Raw genomic sequence first — 21,646 nt, 5'->3', positions numbered from 1 at the left:
GCACCCTGGGGCCGCCCGCGCGCGGTCGCATCGCGTATGCTCGCCGACGATGCGCGAGGGCCGGTGGTTGCGTCGCACGATCGTCGTGCTCCCGCTGCTGCTGCTCGCCGTGGTCGCGTGGTGGGCGTGGCGCAGCAAGCCCGGGCCCACGCCCGGCTCCGTGCGCCCAGCCGCCGAGCCCGCCGCCCAGGCGCCGGAGACCTGGCGCCGCCGCCGAGCCGTCGACGCGCGCACGTGCGCGAGCCATGCCGCGACCACGTGCAAGGATGGCGACGCGTGGTGGATCGATGCCTGCGGCGAGCTCGAGGGGCCGGCGCAGGACTGCGGCGCCCAGCGCTGCGTGTCGGGCGAGTGCCGGGCACCGGCGGCGGCCGAGTGCGGCGACGTCTCGGCCTTCGGTCGCTGCGAGCGGGATGTCGCGCGCACGTGCCTGGTCGATCGGCTGATCGAGGTCGACTGCCGCGCCCGCGGTGCCCGCTGCGTGATGGGCAGCGAGGGGCCGATGTGTCGCGCACCGAGCTCCGACGACTGCACGCCCGGATCGCCGCCGCGGTGCCAGGGCCAGACCCTGCGCAGCTGCGTCGACGGGCGCTGGCAGGCATTCGCGTGCGAGGCCACCGGTGGCGTGTGCTTGCCCGCCGCGGGTGCACGGCCGGCGCGCTGCGTATTCGCGCTGCCGGTGGTCGATCCCGCCTGCGACGCTTGCGGCTGCGACGACGAGAGCGGCGAGGAAATCTGCGACGGCGTCGACAACGACGGCGACGGTGCCGTCGACGAGGAGGTCGAGTGCGAGCCGGTGCCGATCCTCGCGGTCGTCGTCGCCGCGCGTGACGGCCAGCCCAGCGCCGGCGAGGACGAGGTGATCGCGGCCATCGCCGAGCTCAACGCCGCGTTCGCGCGCGACGATGGTGGTGGCCTGGCCTTCGAGCTCGCCCAGAGCATCGAGGTGGTCGCACCGGAGCTGCTCGAGCTGGACCAAGCCGAACGCAACACCATCATCGACGTCGACGAGTGGCTGGCGCGGCGCGGGCAGGCGACCGAGAGCACCGGGTTCCACGTGCCGGTGCTGTTCACCGATGGCCTCGAGGTCGACGGTGTGGCGCGACCCGGGCTGTCGACCGTGCCCAACGGTAGCTGCGGCGGTGAGCGAAGGGTGTGGGAGCGCCAGCCGCCGGTCGGGTACGTCGCGCTGGCGCAGACCCGCTGGTCGAGCACGCTCGCACACGAGATGGGCCACTTCCTCGGGCTGTGCCACACCCACGAGGCGCCCGCGCCGGTCGAGCGGGTGGCCGCCGGCGACGACCTCGATGCGGCGCCGCGCTGCGACGAGCACTGTCCCGACGACACCGACGGCATCTGCGACACCGCCTACGATCCGGGGCCGGCGATGTGCAGCGTCGATGGCGAGTGCGCGGTGCACTGCAGCACCGGCGACCGGCCCGACGTCGGCAACATGATGGCGTACTACCCGGACTGTCGTACCGGCTTCTCCGACGAGCAGATGCGATGGATGCGGCGCACGCTCGCGCAGCGACGCGCGTGGGAGCCGTGCCTGCGGACACCTGGCTGCACCTGCGATCCGGCCGCGCAGGGTTGCCCCGCGGGCATGACGTGCGTGCCCTTAGACGGCGGCGACGGTGCGGCGACGACCGCATGGCGCTGCGACCTGGACGGCGCCGCCAACCCGGGCGGGCGCTGCGGCGGCGCGATCGCCTGCGGCCACGGCTCGATCTGCGTGGGCACGCCCGACGACGACCGCCGGTGCACGCGGATCTGCACCCCCGGCGTGACCGCGTGCCGCTGTGAAGGCGCGACGGATCTCGGCGTTCACGTGTGCGCCGACGATCTTGGCCTCGAGTGAGGCGTGCTAACGCAGGCGGTCGCGCAGCCGCGCCAGCAGACCGCGCACGTCGGCCGGGGACTCGACGCGGTAGAGGTTGAGCTCGCCGGTCACGCCGACGTGGACGCTGGTGGAGCCCGGCGGCAGCGCGCTGTACATGTCGACGTCGGTGCGGTCGTCGCCGATCGCCAACACGAACGCGTCGCGCAGATCGAGCGAGCGCACGTAGTGACCCTTGTCGACGCCCGCGGCGCGCAGCTCGACGACCTTGCGGCCCGCGAGGATCTCGACCGGCTCGTTGGCGAACTGCTCGCCCAGGTGGAGCCGCAGCTCCCGCGCTCGCCACTCGCCGTAGTCGGGATCGACGCGGCGGTAGTGCCACGTGACGCCACATGGCTTGCGCTCGACCTCGCTGTCGTCGACCTCGACCTCGACCCCCCGCAGGATTGCCTCGGCCCGCGCCAGCCAACGCAGGTCGATGTCCTCGCGGATCGACCACTGGCCCTGGCCAGCCGGCCGCCACGCGAAGCCATGCTCGGCGCAGATCGAGATCGGCAGGTCGCCCAGCCAGGTCGCGAGCGTGCGGCGGTCACGTCCGCTGACGATGTGCACCTCGGTGTCGGGGAGGCGCGAGAGCTCGGTCAACAGCGTGCGCAGCTCGTCGCTGGGGCGCGCGTCGAGCGGGCGTCGCGTCAGCTCGCGCAGCGTGCCGTCGTAGTCGAGCAACAGCACGCGGCGTGACGCGCGTGCGGCCTGCTCGAGCAGCTCGGCCTGCTGCGACGGGCCCAGCAGCGCGACGTCGTCGTAGTGCCCACGCTCGCTCACGACGGTGTCGACCGCTGCGAGGAAGCGGGCTGCCCACCGCTGGGCGTCCATGTCGATCACTCGCTCGCGCATCCGCGCCATGCGATCGCTGCGCTCCTCGGCCGGCATCGCGCAGGCCACCTCGAGCGCGTCGGCGACCCCCGAGGGGCTCCAGGGGTTGGTGAGCAGCACGTGCGAGAGGCTGTGGGCAGCACCTGCGAACTCGCTGAGCAGCAGTACGCCTGCGGGTGCGCCGTCGTCGATGGGCTCGGACTGGCACAGCACGAACTCGTGGGCCACCAGGTTCATGCCGTCGCGGGCCGGGGTCACGATGCCGACATCGGCGGCGCGGTACAGCGGTGCCAGTTCGTCGGTGTCGAACTGGCGGTGCAGGTACTCGATCGGCGTGACGCCGGGGGTGCCATACAAGCCGTTGATGCGGCCGACCTGTTGCTCGATCTCGTCCTTCAGGTCGCGGTAATCCTCGGTGTCGAGCCGCGACGGCACCACCACCTGTACGAGCACGTTCTCGGCCGCGCGCCGGGGGTCGCGGCGGAGGAACTCCTCGTAGGCCATCAGCTTGAGCGGGATGGCCTTGCTGTAGTCGAGACGCTCGACGCCGAGGATGACCCGGCGGCCGCGCCACTGCGTGCGCAGCGACGTGATGCGCTCCAGCGCACCGCTGGTGTGCAGGGCCGCCGAGAGTCGCGTGACGTCGGCGCCGATCGGGTGCACGCCGACACCGACGCGCCGTCCATCGTGGACCACGTAATCGAAGCCGGACTCGAGCCCGAGCACGCGCAGGCAAGACGAGCGGAAGTGCCGCGCGTAGTCGCCGGTGTGGAAGCCGAGGTAGTCCGCGCCCAGCACCCCAGCGAGTAGCTCCGCGCGCCACGGCAGGATTCGATAGATCTCGGACGACGGAAACGGCACGTGCAGGAAGAAGCTGATGCGCAGGTCGGGTCGCGCCGCCCGCAACATCGCCGGCACCATCATCAGGTGATAGTCGTGGATCCACACGTGCGCGCCCTCGGGCGCGGTGCGGATCACGACGTCCGCGAAGGCCTGGTTCACCGCTGCGTAGGCCGGCAGCAGGCCCGCCTCGGTCGAGATGCGGCCGAGGAAGTAGTGGAACAGCGGCCAGATGACCGAGTTGCACATGCCGTTGTAGAACGCGTCGTGCTGCGCCGCCGGCACCGATACCGGCTCGTAGCCGGCGGCACGCAGGGATGCCTCGACCGCGCCGTGATCCGCGCCCGCGGGCGGCTGACCGGCCCATCCGACCCACGTGAATGCGTGGCGCTCGCGCGCACCCGTGAGCGCGGTGGCGAGGCCACCGACGGTCTCGCGCAGCTCGATCGCACCGTCTTTGCCGAGGCTCAGCGCGATCGGCAGTCGGTGGCTCACCACCACCAGCGCGCGTGCATCGGCAGGCATCGTGTCTGCGTCGGTCATTTCATGCCCGTGGGTATATGATGTGGCCGCCCGTGGCAAGACTCGCGCTCATTGGAAACTGTTCGACCAACGTACTCATCGAAGGTGGTGCCGTGCGTTGGCTGTGTTGGCCACGACCCGATTCGAGCTTCGTGTTCGGCGGGCTGCTCGACGACGAGCGCGGTGGCGTGTTCGACATCGAGGCGGTGGCCGGGCGCGTGGTGTCACAGGAGTACGTCGACACCACCAACGTGCTGCGAACGCGATTCGAAGCCGACGACGGTGCGTTCGAGGTCTTCGATTTCGTGCCGCGTTTTCAGCAGCACGGACGTTTTTTTCGTCCGACCATGCTCGTGAGGATTCTTCGACGGATCGAGGGCGCGCCGCTGGTCCGCGTGCGTTGCCGCCCGGTCTACGACTATGGCGCCACGCCGACCTCCCACTGGCTGGCGAGCAATCACATCGCGTTCCAGGGCGCGCCGGCGCCGCTACGCCTCACGAGCAACCTGCCGCTCACCCACGTCGCCGATGAACGCCCGTTCGTGCTGACGCACGACGGTCACATGGCCCTGACGTGGGGGCAGCCGCTCGAGGACCACCTCGAGGAGACCTGCGAGCGGTTCCTGCAGCGCACGCTCGACTACTGGATCGGCTGGGTGAAGCACACCCGCATCCCGCGGGACTACCAGCGCGAGGTGCTGCGCTCGGCGCTGGCGCTCAAGCTCCACCAGTACGAGGACACCGGCGCGCTGCTGGCCGCGACCACCACCAGCCTGCCGGAGTTCCCCGGCTCGGGACGCTGCTGGGACTACCGCTTCTGCTGGTTGCGCGACGCCTACTTCACGCTCGACGCGTTCGAGCGTCTCGGGCACCTCGAGGAGATGGAGCGCTTCCTGGTCTACCTGCGCAACGTGTGCACCAACCACGGCGACGTGCTGCGACCGGTCTACACCATCGCCGGCGACAGCCACATGGAGGAGCGCATCATCGAGGAGCTGCGTGGCTTCGAGGGTGATGGCCCGGTGCGGGTCGGCAACCAGGCCCGCGAGCACGTGCAGAACGACGTGTACGGCGAGATGGTGCTCGCCATCAGCCGCACGATGTTGGACGTGCGACTGCGCGAGCGCTCGCAGCAGGACGGCACGCTCACGCTGCTCGAGCGGCTGCTCGCGCGCATCGAGGCGACCCTCGATGAGCCCGACGCCGGGCCCTGGGAGCTGCGTGGCAACCAGCAGCTGCATGCCTTCACGTTGCTCACCCACTGGGCCGGCGCGCACCGAGCCGCCGACGTCGGCCGCGAGCTCGGTCTGCCCGAGCTGGTCGCCCGCGGCGAACGCATCGCCGCCGCCGCGCGCGGTCTGCTCGAGAGCCGCTGCTTCGACGCCGCCGCCGGTGCGTTCACCCAGGCCGCCGATCGCACCAACCTCGACGCCGTGATGCTGCTGGTGATGCACTTCGGCCTGCTCACCGGCGACGACCCCCGCGCGGCCACCCATGTCGACGCGATCGCCAAGACCCTGAAGCTGGGCGACAGCAAGCTGCTGCGGCGCTACGACGTCGCCGACGACTTCGGCGTGCAGGAGGCCGCGTTCACGGTGGTGTCGTTCTGGTTGGTCGAGGCGCTGCACATGGTCGGGCGCGAGCAAGAGGCTCGCGAGCTGTTCGAGCACCTGCTGTCGCTGCACAACGGGCTCGGGCTCTACGCCGAGGACATCGTGGTCGCGACCGGTCGACAGTCGGGCAACTTTCCGCAGGCCTACTCCCACGTCGGCCTCATCAACGCGGCGTTCCGGCTCAGCCGACCGTGGTCGTGAGGGCGGCCGTCGACGGCGAGCCCCGCGTGCATGCAGCTCGCGGGTCGCGGCCGGGTGTCGTGTGAACGACACCCAGCGACCCGCCGACGTTTGGGATGGTTTCGCAGTGCCGTGTCGGGGCGTCGCGCTACGCTGTCGGCTCTTCCGGCGTGCTTCGCCGACTTACCTCGAGGCTTGACCATGCATCTTCATGATCCCCTCCGCTGCGGCGTAGCCGCGGGCGTGCTCGCATCGTTCCTCCTGGGCTGTGGCCCGATCGTCCCTGCCGCCGACGATGGTGGCGAAGGCAGTGCGGGTGACACGGGGAGCGATGACGCCACGGTCACGGGCGGCGCCGATGCCGATGCCTCCGCGGGCGAAGGCGCCGACGACACCGTCGCCGATGGCGGCACACCGGTGTGCGGCGACGGCATCGTCGACGCTGACGAGGCCTGCGACGATGGCGACGCGGACAACGGCGACGGCTGCAACGTCGATTGCCGGCGCTCCGGCGATCCGCTGTGGACGGTGGTCATCGACCATGCTGACGGCGAGAGCACCTACGCCACCCGCGTGGCGATCTCTGCGGTCGGGCAGGTGTTCGCCGGTGTGACGCACTTCGATGCCGGCGGCCATGGTGGCGCGGAGCTCTGGGCGCTCGACCGCGAGGGCGGCGTGGCTTGGGCCGCGCAGAGCTCGTTCGAGGCGGAGATCGAGCAGGTGTTCGGCCTCGTCGCCAGCTCGACCGGCGACCCGTCCATGTTCACCTCGACCATTCTCCAGAGCACCTACGCGTCCGTCGTCCAGACCTACGATGCCGATGGCGCGCTGCGCAGCGGCGTCTTCGTGGGCACGGGCAGCCAGAGCTACGCCGCCGCGAGCACGATCGACGGCCTCGACACGGTGATCACCCTTGGCCTCGACGCCGACACCAACGCCGCGTGGTTGGAGGGCACCGACCAGGACGGCGGCACGCGGTGGTTCGCACAACCATCCGCACAAGTGGCGGCGGTGGCGGGCGTGGGCACCGGTGGGCTCTACGTGCTCGACGCGGTCGCCGGGCCAGGCGGTGGGTACGCCGTCGGTCGCCTCGACGCCGACGGGGCGCCGCTGTGGTCCACGACGACGCCGTGCACCGGTCTGCTCGCCGTCGGTGGCGACGACGACGTGACGCTGGTGTCGTACGCCGACGAAGGGATGCAGCTGTGTCGCGTCACCCGCGATGGATCGTTCGTGGGCGCATCGACGGTGGCGACCGTCGCCCACGCGATCGCAGCCACTGGCACCGACGGCGGCGACGTGATCGTCGGTGGCTACGTCGACGGCGGGTCCAGCCAGATCTCACCGTGGATCGGCCGCATCTCCGCGCAGGACCAGGTGCTCTGGACCCACACGCCCGAGGTCGACTCGAGCTCGGCGTTCGTGCAGACGATCGCGGCCGACGAGGGCGTCGGCATCGTCGTCGCTGGGATGTCGGTGACGATCGACGCGTCCTACGGGTACCTGGTCGCGCTGACGCCCTGATGTTCCGCAGCGTCGCCCACACCGAGCGGCGCGCGGTCGTCGGCGACTCATCCGCCGGCGAGCGTGCGAACACAGCTCGCGCGCGCCCCCGGTTCGGGCCCGACCTCGAGCACCAGCTGCTGCGCGAGCACCCGCGCGCCGTTGCGGGTGGTCACCTCGTCGGTCTGCACGCGCACGCAGGGGCCGAACACGTCCGCGGGCAGCTCGATGGGCTCGCCACGATCGACGTAGCGGGCCAGCTCGTCGGTGAGGTCGGGGCCGCCGAGCTCGCGATACACCGCGGGGAACAGCACCGAGGCGTCGGGCATGGCCGCGGTCGGCGATGGCTCGCGCACGCGGTCGCGCATGCGCTGCAGCACGTCGTCGAGGCTGCGCTGGCCGCCGGTCGCCGCGTGCAGTCGCTGCTGCCACAGCGCCGCCAGCAGCGGACCGCGGCGGTAGGGCAGACGCCCGACGTCGGGGTTGGTCCAGTAGTCGGTGAGCACGCGCGCGTTGGGCTCGTGCTTCACCGGCGAAGCCGCGTACTCGACCAGCGCCGCGTTCCACTCCGCGACGAAGTCCTCGAGCGTGTAGATGCCGGCGCGCAGCAGCAGTCGCCACGTGTAGTACTCGGTGAAGCCCTCGGCGAACCATTTGCCCACCATCTCGTCGACCGCGGGATCGGTGCCGCCCAGCCGGGTCGGGTTCCAGGTGTGGAAGTACTCGTGGGCGAGCAGGTGGCGCACCGGTGGCAGTGGCGTGTCGCTGCCCATGATCAACGAGAAGCCGTCGCCGAGTCCGGTGCCGCCCAGCGACTGCCGGCCCTCGACCGGCTGCATCGCCGTCAACATGACCAAGAACGGCGCGCCGTGATCGTCCCAGAAGTCACGCTCGGCGGTGATCACCTCGCGGGCGAGGGCCGCGAACGCGCGCAGGTCGAAGTCGAATGCACCGAGGACCGCCACGCGCACCGACGGGTCTGCGCCCGCGCCTGCGAACACGCGCAGCTCGTGCCCGCCCATCGCGACCGCGTCGAGCATCGCGGGCAGCCCGGCGTGCGCATCGAGCTGCTCGAGATCCGACGCGAAGCCGAAGCCCTCCGGCGCGCCCGACCACGCGAACGAGACCGTGCCGCCTTCGGCCTCGAGGCGCTCGGCCGGCACGGCGAACAGCGCGTGACCGAAGGCGTAGAACCACCGCGGGCGCACGATCGGTGCGAACGGCTGACCGTCGGCGGCGCTGGGCTCCGCGTCGTAGGCCGAGCGCACGCGGTAGCGCACCACCACCGGGGCGTCGGCGGGACCCTCCAGCTCGCGCTGCGCCGGCGAGGGCGTCTCGACGATCTGCGCGCCGTCGATGCGCAGGTCATCGACGAAGCGCCACAGCGCGTCCTCGCTGGCCCAGCGCTCGGGCAGCTGCAGCAGCGAGTGCCCGCTGGCGTCCAGGTGGTAGCGCAGCTCGACCGCGAGCGCGACCACGTCACCGTTCTCGATCACGGGCGCGAGCGTGTACGCGACGTGATCGCGCGCCACGCCGGGCGCTACGGCGGGTGTCGCTGCCGCCGGCGGCGAGCCGGCCACGACCGGCGGGCGCCCGGCCTCGCAGCCCCATGCCAGCACCGTCCCCACGACCCACCGCCCGAGCGCACGCAGCCCCACGGCCACATAGTTGCCCGGGCAGGCGGCGGGTTCCAACGCCTCGACGATCAGCGCACGAACACCAGGGAGTAGCGCACGTCCTTGGGCAGCTGCTTCGAGGTGATGCGCACCGACATGGTCACGCGGCCGGCCTTGCCGGGCGTGTAGATGTTGGTGCGGTCGCCTTGGCTGGCGTCGAAGCTCTGGTGGAGCGACTTGCCGACCATCCGCACGCGCATCTGCGAGGCCTCGCCATTGGGGTCGGTGACCGACTTCGCGGCGCCGCCAAGCTTGGCCTCGTAGGTGCGTCCGTCCAGGGTGATGCGCACGGTGTCGCCGTCGTGGGCGATCGCGAGTGCGCTCGGCACCTCGTTGGCGGCGGTCAGACGCTTGCGCGCAATGTTGCGCACCAGGCCGTTCATCTCTGCGACCACCGACTCGATCGCGGGGCCGACCGAGCCGCCACCGCTACTGTAGTGGTAGCGACCGACGAGCGCGTCCCAGGGGTCGGCCTTCTTCACGGGCTGGTCCGGCTTGGTCTCTCGCGCGGGCTTGGCCGCTCGCGCGGGCGGGGCCTCGATCGTGGGCGGCGCGAGCGGATCCACCAGCGGCCTCGTCGACGACGGGGTCGCGAGCTCGCGCGCCGCGAGGCCGAGCGAAATGTCCGCATCGGCGGTGGTCGGCGGCGTGCCCTCGTCGCCCGCGGCCTGCGCTCGCGCCAGCCGCGGCGCATCGTCGTCCAGCGCCACCGCCTCGGGGAACACGGGGTGGGGCGGCGTCGGCGGGGCCGGTGGATGACAGGCGACGAGCCATGCGCTCGATGCGACGAGGGCCGCGGTCATGGTCGCCATCGTGATCGGAGATGTGCTGCGTCGCGGGTTCATCGTGATGCGAGCACGGTGCAGCTGCGATGCCAGGCCCGCCGGCACGGCGACGCGCGGCTTGCGTGGGCGCGCCACCGCGCCGCTTGGGCGCATCCGACACGGTCGTGCGCCTGCGCCCGCACGATCGATGGACCGCGCCGAGAAGACACGATGGGAAACGATGGCGCATGCGTTGCACACCGTGCCGACCGTCATGCCCGAGTCATCGTTGGACGCCGTCGATCAGATCCTCGCCAAGCTGCTGCAGTGGTGGAACGAAGGCGCGGCGATGGTGCCCAACCTCGTGCTCGCCCTCGTCATCGTCGGGCTCACCTGGTTGGCGGCACGCTGGGTCGGCAAGGTGATGCAGCGCGCACTCGATCGCACGCACTTCCAGCCGCAGATCATCGGCCTGTTCGTGTCGTTGACCAAGCTGGCGGTGTGGGGCGCGGGCCTGGTGCTGGCCCTCAACACGCTGCACCTCAGCAAGGCGGTCGCGACCGCGATCGCTGGCGTCGGCGTCATCGGGCTCGCGCTCGGCTTCGCGTTCCAGGACATCGCGGCCAATTTCATGTCCGGCATCATCATGGCGGTGCGGCAGCCGTTCGCGGTCGGCGACGTCATCGAGACCAACGGCTTCGTCGGCACCGTCACCGAGCTGGGCATGCGCGCGACGATGATCCGCCGGTTCACCGGCGAGGTCGTGATGATCCCCAACCGCAAGGTCTTCTCCGAGCCGCTCACCAACGTGAGCGCGGCCAAGCAGCGCCGTGTCGATCTCGAGGTCGGGGTCTCGTACAACGACGATCTCGCGGAGGCCGAGCGGCTGGTGCGGACCGCGGTCGAGGGCGTGGCCGATCGCGACGGCTCGCGTCCGGTCGAGGTCTTCTTCAAGGGCTTCGGCGCCAGCTCGATCGATCTCGACGTGCGATTCTGGGTCGACTACGGCGCCGATCCGGGTGCGTTCCTGCGGGCGCGTTCCCACGCGGTGATGGCCATCAAGGCCGCGCTCGACGACGGCCACATCACGATCCCGTTCCCCACGCACACGCTCGAGCTGGGTGGATCGGCGATCGCCCAGTTCGATCGTGCCGGGTCTTCGCCCGGCGCCGTGGTGGCGCCCGCCGAGCCGGCCGCGACCGACGCGTCGACTACGGCAGCGGCGGCAGCCGCTCGCGCAGCCACGCGCCGATGAGGTCGAGCTGCTCGGGGCACACCTCGTGGCCCATCGGGTACTCGCGCCAGTGCACGTCGGTCGGCTCCGCCGCGCTCTCGTGCAGCGTGTCGTAGAGGTCGCGGCCCGCCGCGATCGGCACCACGTCGTCGAAGCGGCCGTGGCACTGCAGCACCGGGATGCCGCGGTTGGCCGCCGACGCCTCGGCGTCGAAGCGAGCGGGCGCGACCAGGTAGCCCGAGAGCACCAGCAGGCCCGCGAGCGCGTCGCGGTAGCGCACGGCGACGTGCACCGCCATCGCAGCACCCTGGCTGAACCCGGCCAGCACGATGCGCGAGGGCGGCACCCGCCGCGCCCGCTCGCGCTCGACGAGGCCGACGATCTCGCGGGCCGAGGCCTCGACCTGGGCGAGGTCCTCGCGGCGGTCGTCGTCGAAGTCCAGCGAGCGGATGTCGTACCATGCCGGCATCACCATGCCGCCGTTGATCGTCACCGGGATTGCCGGCGCGTGGGGGAACACGAAGCGCACGCCGGTGCAGCCGAGTAGCGGCACCACGGGCTCGAAGTCGTGACCGTCGGCGCCGAGCCCGTGCAGCCAGATCACGCTCGCGTCCGCGCGCACGACTCCGGCAGGCTCGACCTCGACGCATGGCAATAGCTCGGACATGCGGTCGGCGATGGTACCCGCTCGCGATCGCGACGTGATACACCCGTGGGCGCGTGCAACCGGCGTTCGTGTCGCTCGTCTCCATCGATTCGGCGTCGACGCTGGCAGTGACGGCAAACCATGCGATGGCGCTGACGCAATCGCCGACGGTTCGTGCCGCAGCGGACGCGATCGGCAGCTCCGCAGCGATCACACGTGGAGCCGCGTCGCGCGGACACGGCGGTGGTGCAAGGCGGTCGTGAGCGACGGACGGCCTCGATCGCGGCGCCGCGCCGCACTGCTGTGGTCGCTCTCGCTGGTGGCGTCGCTGGTCATGCTGTGGGTCGCGCGTGCGCAGTTCGGTGTGCGGCTCGTGCCCGACGCCTTCGAGGTGGTCGACGTCGGTGCAGCGGTGCTCGCGATCGGGTTGCATCCGATCTACGCGGCGCTGCGGGCGGGCCGGCTGGCGTTCGCGCTCGACCCCGTGGTCGCGCATGCCGGCGGTGAGCCGCGGGCCCGCTTCGATCGCGGTGCGCTGTATGGCAGCGGCTTCGTGTCGTTCCTGGTGCTGCTGGTGTTGCCGCTCAAGCTCGGCGAGGCCTCGCGGCCGCTGCTGCTGGCGCAGGCACGACAGCCCGGCGTGGGGCTGGCCGAGGCGGTGGCCGCGGTCGGGCTCGAGCGCGTGATCGACGGCCTGCTGATCTGCACGATGCTGTTCGGCGGACTCGCGGCCGCCCACGCGCAGACCGAGGCCTTCGCCGGCGCGGATCAACTCGCGACGGTGTCGCGCTTCGGGCAGGGCATGGGCGCGATCTTCCTCGGCGCGCTGGTGTGCGCCGTGCTGGCCGCGCGCGCGCCTGCGGCGTGGGGGCGCGGCGTGGCGCGGGTGTTCGCGCCGCTGTCGTCACGGCTGGGCGCGGTGCTCGGACGCGTGGTCGAGCGTCTGGCCGAGACCTTCGCTGCGCTGTTGCACGCGCGCCGACTGCTCGCGCTGGTGCTGGTCTCCGTGGGCTACTGGGCGGTCACGGTGCTGCAGCTGTGGGCGGTGGCGCGGGCCAGCGGCTTGCCGCTGTCGGCGGCCGCCGCGACCGCGACCGTCGCGATCATCGGGTTGTCGATCCAGCTGCCCGGGGGGCCGGCGCAGACCGGCACCTTCCAGGTCGGCGCCGCCGCGGCACTGAGCCTGTTCGTGGACCTCGCGCAGGTCGGAGATCCCGCCCACGCGTTCGTCGCGACCATGTTCGCACTGCCGCTGTTGGGTGCGGTGGTGATGGCAATCCCGGGTGCGTGGCTGCTGGCGCGCGTACGGCGGGCGACCGCCGCGGCCGCGCCCGCCGACGGCGTGCTGCGCTGACGCGGGCGGCCGCCGGCGGCCACCGTCGGCTGGGGCACGATGGGTGCGCGTCCTCGTCCGGCGGGGCCCCCTTGGCCGGGCGTAAGCTCGCGCTGCGTGGACGGTTGACGCAGGCGTTGCCCGGGCCCGGCGCCCGCGGGTATCGTTCACGCCCCGCCAGCGGCCCGTCGACCGCGCGCCACGACCCCGTGCGCGTGCTCGAAGCGTCCGCCAAGGGCGGTGGTCCAGGTCTCCAGGGAGCTCCACGCAGATGTTCGCGACCGTCGTCCCCGCCCGTCCCCGCCTGATCGCACTGCTGCTCGCCGCAAGCACCCTGGCGCTGCCCGCCTGCAACAAGAAGAAGGGCAAGGGCACCGACACCCCGCAGCTCTCGCAGGACGAGATCGAGAAGAAGGTGCGCGAGGCGAAGTCCGCGGCCAAGGCCTCGAGTCTGGTCGACCTCGCCAACAAGGACCTCGCCGCCGGTCGCTACGTCTCGGCGACCAAGCGCGCCGAGGAGGCGCTCGCGAGCGACCCCGAGGACGCCGACGCCTACGCGGTGCTGGGCGCGGCGCGGTGGCGCGCCGGTGACTACGTCGGCAGCACCGAGCACTTCCGCAAGGCCATCGAGCTGGCGCCGAAGAACTTCGGCGCCGTGCTCGGGCTCGCCAACAACCTCCAGGCCGGCGGTCAGCTCGCCGAGGCCGCGACCCTGCAGGACACGCTCATCGCCGACGACAAGTCCCAGGTCGCGCCGCGGCTGACGAAGTTCTGGAGCTTCTATGCCATGGGCGACTTCGACAAGGCCGCCGGCGAGCTGGATGAGATCTTCAAGCTGTTGCCGGCCGACGATCCGCAGCTGGCGCTCGTGCAGGCGGCTGCCGCGTTCACGCGTCCGCTCGCCGGCAAGGGTCCGTTCTTCGCGATCGCCGGCACCACCGGCAGCTCCGACGCCAACCTCAACGCCGGCTCGGGCTTCAAATTCTCCGGCGCGACCATCGGCGGCGAGTTCGGCCAGATCATCTTCAACGAGGGCCGCGAGGAGGCGCTGATCGATGCCGATCTCGCCGCCGCGCTCAAGCTCGCCGCGGTCGGCAAGCTCAAGCCGATCGACTCCGACAAGGAAGAGACCATCGTCTTGATCCCCGAGATCAAGTTCGGCGATCTGAAGCTCGAGAACGTGCCGGCGATCGTCCGCTCGCTCGAGGGCTTCTCGATGATCGGCGAGAAGCCCTCGGTCATGCTCGGTCGCCAGGCGATGCAGGCCTTCGGCAGCCTCTCGTTCGACTACCCCAAGCACACGCTGACGGTCAGCAAGGAGGCACCCGCGGCGGCGCCCGAGGGCTCGGCCGAGCTGCCGTTCGTGCTGCTCACGGTGCACGCGTTCAATTGGCCCGCGGTGCCGGTGTCGCTGAACGGCTCGGACTTCACGTTCTACGTCTACTTCGGCGGGCTGTTCCCCAGCGGGCTGTCGCTGGCGCGCAAGCAGTTCCTGAAGAGCGGCTACCTGCCGCGCACGCTCGAGAACCCCGAGGACGCCGAGAACGGGCTCAAGATCCTCTACCTCGACAAGGTCTCGATCGGCGGCCAGAGCATCCCCGGCGTCGGCGCCCACGTGTTGCTCAAGACCCCGCCCGATCCGGGTCTCGGTGGCGTGCTCTCGGGCACCGGCTTCGAGCTCGGCGGCTACCTCAACGCGGCGCTCATCGCCACGTGGAAGGTCACCTACGCGTTCAGCAAGGGCCGCGTGTACATCGACACCAATGGGTAGCAGGGTTGCGGAGCAACGCTCGACGTTGCTCCGACGCGACCCACCGTCCCCGGTCGCGGGCCCGCTCACCACGCCGACGCGCCCAGGGCCCACAGCATCGCCCAAGCGCCGCCCATCGCTGCGATCGGGATCGCGAAGTTGTCGTCGATGCGGCGGCTGTAGAGCTCGGCGGCCGCGCCGGCGATCGCAGCCGCGAGTGCCACGGGCCACGCGACCGCGGCTGCGGGTGGTGCCGGCAGGAAGCCGACGAACGACGCGGCCGCACAGGTGCCCGCGACGACGAACGCGAGCGTGCCCTCGAGCGAGCGGCCATGCCGGAGTCGCACGCGACCGAAGCGGCGGCCGATGATCGCCGCGGCCGGATCGCCGAAGCCGAGCACCGCGACCGCGACCACGCACAGCAGCGGTGAGTAGGTCAGCGTCAGCAGCACCAGCGCCGTCATGTACCAGGTGCCGGAGTTGACGTGATCGGCCTCGTGCGGCCGCGCGATCGGGGCGAAGAACCGCATCAGCCGGGCGTTGGCCGCCGGACTGCGACGACGCAGCAGCTCGAGGAACCACGCGGTGCCGGCCAGTGTCGACGCGGCGTACGGCAGCTGCGAGGGCGTGAACACGACCAGCGTCGCCAGCAGACCGAGCCCCGCGGAGCCGACGTGGAACGCCACCCGTGCGTAGTTGGTCGGCCGCGGCTGCGGCGGCGCGACCTCGGCGGCGAGCGTCGCCACGAGCGCGTCATAGGCCTCACCGAGCTGGCGACGCAGCGACGTCCACGACTCCGAGTGCGGCGCCTCGCCGGGCGCCGTGGTCCCCAGCAACGCGGCCACGCGATCGATCGCACCGGCGAGGTTTGGCCACTGCGTGTGGTCGACTGCGAGCAGCTCGTCGATGCGTCGACTCACCGCGGCCACGCGCTCGCGGACGGCCTCGCTGCCGCCGTCGAACGCGGCGAGCAACCGCTCGAGGTCGAGGGTGAGCGCGGTGGCGCCCTGGCGCAGCGCGAGCTCGGAGGTCGACAACGCCGCCCACGCTACGCTCGATCCTGCGTCGGCGTCGAGGGGACCGCGCCGCTTGGAGCGTTGGTCGCCAAGCCGGGGGCGGTGCGCTACCTTGGGTGACGATGCGTCGCATTGGATTCGGTGGGGTGTGCGTGCTCGCGTTGGCCTGTGGCAGCGACGGCGGCAGCGGGGGCAGCTCGAGCGGCAGCGACGGCAGCGCGGGGTCGACGGCGGTGGGCTCGGCCGATGGCTCGAGCAGCGCCGGCGATCCCGACGAGGCCGCCGCGATGTGCGAGCGATGGCTGGCGGATCGCGCCGACATGTCCGAGGGCGCGTGGTCCGGCGACGTCGCGAGCTGCGAGCCCGGCGACGTCGCGGCCGACGCCCGCGAGCGTGCGCTCGGCCTGGTGAACCTCTACCGCTGGCTCGCCGATCTCCCGCCCATCACGCTCGACGAAACCCTCAACCAGAAGACCCAGGCGTGCGCGCTGATGATGGACGCGAACATGACGCTGTCGCACACGCCCGATGCGAGCTGGGCCTGCTTCAGCGATGTCGGTGCCGAGGCCGCCGGCAGCAGCAACATCGCGACCATCGGGGGCGTCGGCGCCGTCGATCTCTATATGGTCGACCCCGGCAACCCCGACACCATCGGACATCGCCGCTGGATCCTCTCGAACAGCATCGGCCCCACTGGCATCGGCTCGACCAACGCCTACTCGTGCCTGTGGACCCTGGGCGGCACCGGCTCGGCGGGCGCGCGGTGGGTGGCCTATCCACCGCCGGGCGCGTTCCCGCTGGCCGCGACCACGATCGGCTTCTCCAATCTCGACCAGACCGGGTGGTCGCTGCAGAGCGACACGCTCGACTTCGCCAGCGCGCAGATCGAGATCACGCGCGACGGCACCGTGCTGCCGATCGAGCTGCATCCGTTGCTGGGCGGCTACGGGAGCACCTTCGCGATCTCGATGCTCCCGATGGGGTGGCAGACGAGCGTCGGCACCTACGACGTGCGCGTGACCGGCATCGGCGAGGACTTCGAGTATCAGGTGCAGATCGTCGATTGCGGCGGCTGAAGCGACGCATGTCGCGAGGCGTGAGCCCGACCACGTGACGTCGGGCACGACGCGGGCGCGAATCCTGTGCGCCGCCGCCTCGGCGTGGCCGGGGCCCGCCCGCAAACCCATCGCTGCCGAAACGCCTGCCCCGCGGGTACCAAGGAGGGGAGGACTTCTACGATGGTGTTGTTGGCAGCTCGTGCAATCGACTTCGCGATCTTCGGGACCCTGGGCGGGCTGTGGATCGGCGGTGCGGTGTTCATCGTGGTGCTCTACCGCTGGATCCTCCGCCGCGAGCGGGCCGAGCTCCCGGGTGACGGCGCGCGGCCGCGGACCGCGGCCCGCATCGAGCCCACGCGTGGCCGCGACGCCGTCGTCGGCGGCGAACCCGTCGGTCACATCGCTTAGCGAACCGCGCCAGGTCTGCGCCCCCACGAGGTCCCCATGTTGCCTTTGCTTGGTCTCTCCGATCGCGTCCCCAATCAAGATGCCATCGCACTCAGCCCGACCCTCGGGTGGTGGCTGTTCGCGGCTGCGGTCGCGGCGGTGCTGGTGTTCGTCTCCTACGGCGAGCTGTGGCGCCGCTGGTGGCTCACCAAGGAGGACCCGCGCGGCATCGCGGTGTTCCGCATCGTGTTCGGCTTCTTCGTGCTCTCGAACATCAACGGGATGTGGGAGTACTTCGAGTTCCTCTACACCGGCGATGGCATCTTCCCGACTGCGGTCGCGCGCGAGATGTTCGCCCGGGAGCAGTTCGCGGGCTTCGGTGACGGCGTCGACGGCGAGCCGTGGGGCTTCTTCGACGCCGCGGCGCTGTGGCAGTTCCTGCGCGGGCCCAAGTACTCGCTGCTGTTCTTCTGGGACTCGCCGGCGTTCTTCTGGGCCCATGTGGCCGCGTTCGAGATCGCCGGCGTGGCGCTGATCATCGGCTTCCGCACGCGGACCGCCGCGGTCGCGACCTGGTTCCTGATGAACTCGATCCTGCTGCGCAACCAGCTGGCGTGGGAGGGCACCGAGCTGGTCTATCGCTGCTTCCTGACCTACCTGGTGTTCGCCCGCAGCGGGCACGCGTACAGCGTCGACAACTGGCTGCGCTGCCGCAAGCTGCGGCGCCAGGGCCTGTTGTCCGAGCGCGATGGCCAAGGTGGTGGCGCCGGTGCGGCGCCCAGCGCCCAGCACCCGCAGGGCCTGCAGGCGGTCTATCGGCTGGTCCCGTCGTGGCCGCGCAAGCTCATCATGCTGCAGCTGGCGACCATCTACATCACCACCGGCATGCTCAAGACCGGTGGGGTGTGGATGGCGGGTGACTCGCTGTACTACGCGATGAACCTGGACCACTTCTATCGCCTGCCGCCGCAGCTGCTGGCCTCCTATGCCGGCACCACCGTGCTGCGCGCGATGACGTGGGCGGTGAAGATCGGCCAGAGCGCGTTCCCGCTGGTGATCGTCGGTCTGGTCGTGCGCTTCGCACTGCGCGAGCGCGTGCCGATGCCGAGCGGCGGTCGCCGGTGGTTGGCGCGTGCGGCCTTCGCCACGCTCATCGCGAGCTCCGCCGCGGTGGTCTACACCGCGTGGCCGGTGCACTACACCCCCGGCATCGGCGCGGGCACCTTCGTGGGGCTGTGGGTCGGCGTCTGGGGCTCGCTGTGGCTGCTGTGGCGCAAGCTCGAGCAGCGCCCGATCGTCGTGCAGCGCGTGTTCGGCCGCACGCTGGCGCGGCCGGTCGTCATCGATCGCATGTGGATGGGGCGCTGGGTGTTCGGTCGTCGCGTGTGGCTGGTGTGGCACATCGCGTTCCACGCCCACATCTTCACGCTGATGAGCGTCGGGCAATTCCAGACCGGCATGCTCTCCGCCACCTTCGCGTTCATCGAGGGTCGCGAGATCGCAGCGCTGCTGCGGGACATCGGGCACCGCCTCGCGCAGTGGCGCGTGCCGTTCATCCCGGCCTCGGTCGCGCGCGGCGAGCCGCCGCTGCCGAGCGAGGATCCGCAGCTGCCCGAGCTGGCGAAGAACCCGGCCCGCCTGCCGCTGTGGAGCCTGCTGGTCGCCGTGGGCGGAGTGGTCGGCGGCGTCGTGGTGCGCGTGGTCGCGGCGCCGTCGTGGGACTTCCGGTTCATCTGGATTGCCACCGCGGTGTTCCTCGCGGGTGTCGCGTGGACCCGCGCCCGTCGCCATGACGCGGGTGCGAGCGAGCTCGCACCGGCTCGACCGTGGGCCTACGGCGCCTTCGGTCGCTTCGTGCTGGGCCTCGGTCTGGCCTGGCACCTCACCGCGGTCGCGACGTGGCTGATGCCGGACAAGGACTCGCTGCAGGCCTTCCGCGGACCCGCGCGCGCGGTCTTCACGGTCTGGCTCACGCGAACCACCACCGATCAGGGCTGGGGCATGTTCGCGCCCAATCCGCCGCGCAGCAACGTGTTCATGAAGGTGCTGGTGACCGACGCCGCGGGCGAGTCGTGGGACATGCGCTCGGACGTGTATGCCGAGGAGCGCAAGCCGATCCCGTGGATCTGGAACGACCGCCTGCGCAAGATGAACCGACGCATCATCGGTGGTGAGTCCGGTGGTGGCGACTGGTACCGCAAGTGGTACGCGCGCTGGCAGTGCCGCGAGTGGGAGCGCACCCATGGGGGTGAGCCGGCGCTCGAGGTGAAGCTGGTGAAGGTCTCGTACCGCATCCCGACCCCGGAACAGGTCGCGCGCAACGGCTACTACGTGGCTGAGGAGTTGCTGGCGCGCACCGGCAAGGAGGAGGTGGTCCACACCGAGCGCTGCGCGAGCGCGGTGATCGGCCAGCTGCCCGACGACATCCGAGCTGCGCAGGGGCTGCCGCCGCTGCCCGAGGGCGCCTACAAGCCGTGGATCAAGCGGCGCAAGGCCGGCTGGGAGCGCGCCCACGGCCGCAGGTGAGGGCGGCCGCGACGGTCGTGATCGCGCAGGGATGCGCAGCCGGTCGCGGCCGATCCCTGCGCTCTTGGGTGATCGGGTCCGGGGGCCAGGCCACGAAGAAGGCACGGCTGATGACCGCGCAAGCGCCAGGTCCTCGCGTACGCTGGTGTCGTGGCTTCGACGCACACTGGCTGGGTTCGCGGGGCGCTTCTCGGGTGCGGGCTGCAGTCGCTGGCCTGCTACACCGGCCTCGGTGGGCAGGCCGATGGCGACGCCGGTGAGACGAGCGCAGGTGCGAGTGCAGGATCTGCGAGCGCGAGCGGGGCCGGCAGCGACGGCAGCAGCGACGATGGCGTGCCACCGCCGGAGGACGCGGGGCAGGTCGGGCGCACAGGCCTGCGCCGCCTGACCGCCAACGAGTACGACAACACCGTGCGCGACCTGCTGCAGGGCGACGAGGCCGCCTCGGCGCTGTTGCTGCCCTACGACAAGCCGACCCCGTTCGACAACGACTACACCAACCAGATCCCGTCGAAGGCGCTGGTCGAGGGCGCCGACTTGCTGGCGGCCGACGCTGCCGACCGTCTGGCCGAGGATCCCGCGCGCCGCGATCTCGTGGTCGGCTGCACACCGAGCGGGCCCGGCGACGAGGGCTGCATGGCTTCGTTCATCACGCAGTTCGGCCGTCGCGCCCTGCGTCGCCCGCTGCGCGACGAGGAACTCGCGCTGTTCCTCCACGGTGAGAACGGCGACGACGGCGTGCTCGACTACGCCGTGGCCGAGGGCGACTTCTACGTCGGCGTCGACTCGTTCGTGCGCCTCATCCTGCAGGACCCCGAGTTCTTGTACCGCGTCGAGCTCGGCCAGCCCGTCGAGGGCGAGCCCGGGGTCTACAAGCTCGACGACTTCGAAGTCGGCACGCGACTATCGTACTTCGTGGTCGGTGCCGGCCCGACCGAGGCACTGCTCGATCGCGCCGCTGCGGGCGGTCTCTCGACGCCCGCCGACGTTCGCGCCGCGGCACAGGAGCTGCTCGACGACCCCCGTGCGCTCGATCGCGTGGCTCGCTTCCACGCGCTGTGGCTGGGTTACGCGCAGCTGTCGGTCTCGGGCGAGCTCGCGCTGGCGATGGTCGACGAATCCAAGGCGCTGCTGCAGCGCATCATCTTCGACGATCGGATCGCGTGGCAGAACCTGTTCTCGTTCGACGAGACCTACGTCGACGACACCCTGGCCGCGCACTACGGCCTGCCGTTGCCGGGCTCCGACACGCCGACGTGGGTGCCCTACGGTGACAGCGGGCGCGCGGGGTTGCTCTCGCACGGCACGTTCTTGTCGGTCGGCGCGAAGTTCAACGACACCTCGCCGGTTCAGCGCGGCAAGCTGATCCGCACGCGGCTCTTCTGTCAGGACATCCCTCCGCCGCCTCCGACGGTCAACGTCGACGTCGCGCCCGAAGGTGCGGTGTGCAAGCAAGAGCGGTACGCCGCCCACAGCGCGGGTGGCTGCGCGGGCTGTCACGAGCAGATGGACCCGGTGGGATTCGGGCTCGAGAACTACGACAACGTCGGTCGCTATCGCGAGTACGAGCTCGACAATCCCGACACGCCCGACGACGAGTCGCAGTGCCAGATCGAAGGCCAGGGCGAGCTGGTGGGGATCGGCGCGTTTCATGGCCCGGCCGAGCTCGGTGAGCTCGCGCTTTCGGCGGGGCTGCTCAACCGCTGCGTTGCCCAGCAGCTCTATCGCTACGGCGTTGGTCGCTACGAACTCGACGAGATCGACGAAGCCTTCATCGATCACGTCATCGAGCGCGTCGGCGCCGGCGACTTCGAGTTTCGCGATCTCGTGCTCGAGTACGTGGCGAGCGACGCGTTCGGCTATCGAAGGGAGCAGGAGTAGT

General features: G+C 71.1%; 14 protein-coding genes and 1 pseudogene. 10 read left to right on the top strand and 5 right to left on the bottom strand.

Features of this window, described 5'->3' with window-relative positions; all coding sequences use genetic code 11:
* The first annotated feature begins 49 nt into the window (after positions 1-49).
* A complete protein-coding gene (locus tag IPH07_27905; protein MBK6921253.1) occupies positions 50-1,861 on the top strand; it encodes a hypothetical protein in 1,812 nt (603 codons plus the stop codon).
* Between the two features lie 6 nt (positions 1,862-1,867).
* On the opposite strand, the gene IPH07_27900 is transcribed toward IPH07_27905, so the two are convergent.
* On the bottom strand, positions 1,868-4,099 hold the full coding sequence (locus tag IPH07_27900) for a bifunctional alpha,alpha-trehalose-phosphate synthase (UDP-forming)/trehalose-phosphatase (protein MBK6921252.1): 2,232 nt from the start codon (positions 4,097-4,099) through the stop codon (positions 1,868-1,870).
* Positions 4,100-4,131: 32 nt separating this feature from the next.
* Between IPH07_27900 and IPH07_27895 the strand changes: the two genes are divergently transcribed.
* Together IPH07_27895 and IPH07_27890 are read left to right on the top strand one after the other, a co-directional pair.
* Entirely contained in the window at positions 4,132-5,892 is a 1,761-nt protein-coding gene (locus IPH07_27895) for a glycoside hydrolase family 15 protein (protein ID MBK6921251.1), read from the top strand.
* Between the two features lie 30 nt (positions 5,893-5,922).
* A pseudogene (locus tag IPH07_27890) lies at positions 5,923-6,387 on the top strand (hypothetical protein).
* Between the two features lie 1,055 nt (positions 6,388-7,442).
* On the opposite strand, the gene IPH07_27885 reads toward IPH07_27890, so the two are convergent.
* Complete coding sequence (locus IPH07_27885; protein MBK6921250.1) at positions 7,443-9,068, bottom strand: hypothetical protein; 1,626 nt, start codon at positions 9,066-9,068, stop codon at positions 7,443-7,445.
* An 11-nt stretch (positions 9,069-9,079) separates the two neighbouring features.
* On the bottom strand, positions 9,080-9,853 hold the full coding sequence (locus IPH07_27880) for a hypothetical protein (GenBank protein ID MBK6921249.1): 774 nt from the start codon (positions 9,851-9,853) through the stop codon (positions 9,080-9,082).
* Positions 9,854-10,055: 202 nt separating this feature from the next.
* Between IPH07_27880 and IPH07_27875 the strand changes: the two genes are divergently transcribed.
* Positions 10,056-11,069 (top strand): mechanosensitive ion channel, encoded by a 1,014-nt coding sequence (locus IPH07_27875; GenBank protein MBK6921248.1) that lies wholly within the window; start codon positions 10,056-10,058, stop codon positions 11,067-11,069.
* On the opposite strand, the gene IPH07_27870 is transcribed toward IPH07_27875, so the two are convergent.
* Positions 11,026-11,715 carry an alpha/beta fold hydrolase gene (locus IPH07_27870; GenBank protein MBK6921247.1) on the bottom strand — a complete coding sequence of 230 codons (690 nt, stop codon included), beginning with the start codon at positions 11,713-11,715 and terminating at the stop codon, positions 11,026-11,028. The two genes, IPH07_27875 and IPH07_27870, sit on opposite strands and share 44 nt — an antisense overlap.
* A gap of 238 nt (positions 11,716-11,953) precedes the next feature.
* On the opposite strand from IPH07_27870, the gene IPH07_27865 reads away from it, so the two are divergent.
* Both IPH07_27865 and IPH07_27860 read left to right on the top strand, forming a co-directional pair.
* The gene (locus IPH07_27865) at positions 11,954-13,048 is read left to right on the top strand and encodes a flippase-like domain-containing protein (protein ID MBK6921246.1); all 1,095 of its coding nucleotides are present in this window, start codon (positions 11,954-11,956) and stop codon (positions 13,046-13,048) included.
* A gap of 250 nt (positions 13,049-13,298) precedes the next feature.
* A complete protein-coding gene (locus IPH07_27860; protein MBK6921245.1) occupies positions 13,299-14,798 on the top strand; it encodes a tetratricopeptide repeat protein in 1,500 nt (499 codons plus the stop codon).
* Positions 14,799-14,863: 65 nt separating this feature from the next.
* Here the strand turns inward: IPH07_27860 and IPH07_27855 are convergent, their stop codons facing one another.
* Positions 14,864-15,814: a hypothetical protein gene (locus IPH07_27855; GenBank protein ID MBK6921244.1), complete on the bottom strand. Its 951-nt coding sequence runs from the start codon at positions 15,812-15,814 to the stop codon at positions 14,864-14,866.
* Between the two features lie 101 nt (positions 15,815-15,915).
* Here IPH07_27855 and IPH07_27850 point away from each other — a divergent pair, with 101 nt between their 5' ends.
* The 4 genes from IPH07_27850 to IPH07_27835 all read left to right on the top strand — a co-directional run bounded on the left by IPH07_27850 (position 15,916) and on the right by IPH07_27835 (position 21,645).
* Complete coding sequence (locus IPH07_27850; GenBank protein MBK6921243.1) at positions 15,916-16,869, top strand: CAP domain-containing protein; 954 nt, start codon at positions 15,916-15,918, stop codon at positions 16,867-16,869.
* A gap of 171 nt (positions 16,870-17,040) precedes the next feature.
* Positions 17,041-17,259 (top strand): hypothetical protein, encoded by a 219-nt coding sequence (locus tag IPH07_27845; protein ID MBK6921242.1) that lies wholly within the window; start codon positions 17,041-17,043, stop codon positions 17,257-17,259.
* 36 nt (positions 17,260-17,295) lie between these two features.
* A complete protein-coding gene (locus IPH07_27840) occupies positions 17,296-19,764 on the top strand; it encodes a hypothetical protein (GenBank protein ID MBK6921241.1) in 2,469 nt (822 codons plus the stop codon).
* A gap of 150 nt (positions 19,765-19,914) precedes the next feature.
* On the top strand, positions 19,915-21,645 hold the full coding sequence (locus tag IPH07_27835; GenBank protein MBK6921240.1) for a DUF1588 domain-containing protein: 1,731 nt from the start codon (positions 19,915-19,917) through the stop codon (positions 21,643-21,645).
* Position 21,646: the final 1 nt, after the last annotated feature.

This window comes from Deltaproteobacteria bacterium, assembly GCA_016709225.1.
Taxonomy (GTDB): domain Bacteria; phylum Myxococcota_A; class Polyangia; order Nannocystales; family Nannocystaceae; genus Xiheibacterium; species Xiheibacterium phototrophicum.
The sequence above is the reverse complement of the archived record's forward strand: the minus strand, read 5'-3'. Positions and strand labels throughout refer to the sequence as shown.

What these genes read in the sequence shown, in the direction of transcription:
- IPH07_27905 (MBK6921253.1), top strand. Translation starts at nt 50, where the DNA reads ATGCGCGAGGGCCGGTGGTTGCGTCGCACGATCGTCGTGCTCCCGCTG.
- IPH07_27900 (MBK6921252.1), bottom strand. Translation starts at nt 4,099, where the DNA reads ATGACCGACGCAGACACGATGCCTGCCGATGCACGCGCGCTGGTGGTG.
- IPH07_27880 (MBK6921249.1), bottom strand. Translation starts at nt 9,853, where the DNA reads ATGACCGCGGCCCTCGTCGCATCGAGCGCATGGCTCGTCGCCTGTCAT.
- IPH07_27875 (MBK6921248.1), top strand. Translation starts at nt 10,056, where the DNA reads ATGGCGCATGCGTTGCACACCGTGCCGACCGTCATGCCCGAGTCATCG.
- IPH07_27870 (MBK6921247.1), bottom strand. Translation starts at nt 11,715, where the DNA reads ATGTCCGAGCTATTGCCATGCGTCGAGGTCGAGCCTGCCGGAGTCGTG.
- IPH07_27860 (MBK6921245.1), top strand. Translation starts at nt 13,299, where the DNA reads ATGTTCGCGACCGTCGTCCCCGCCCGTCCCCGCCTGATCGCACTGCTG.
- IPH07_27850 (MBK6921243.1), top strand. Translation starts at nt 15,916, where the DNA reads ATGCGTCGCATTGGATTCGGTGGGGTGTGCGTGCTCGCGTTGGCCTGT.
- IPH07_27840 (MBK6921241.1), top strand. Translation starts at nt 17,296, where the DNA reads ATGTTGCCTTTGCTTGGTCTCTCCGATCGCGTCCCCAATCAAGATGCC.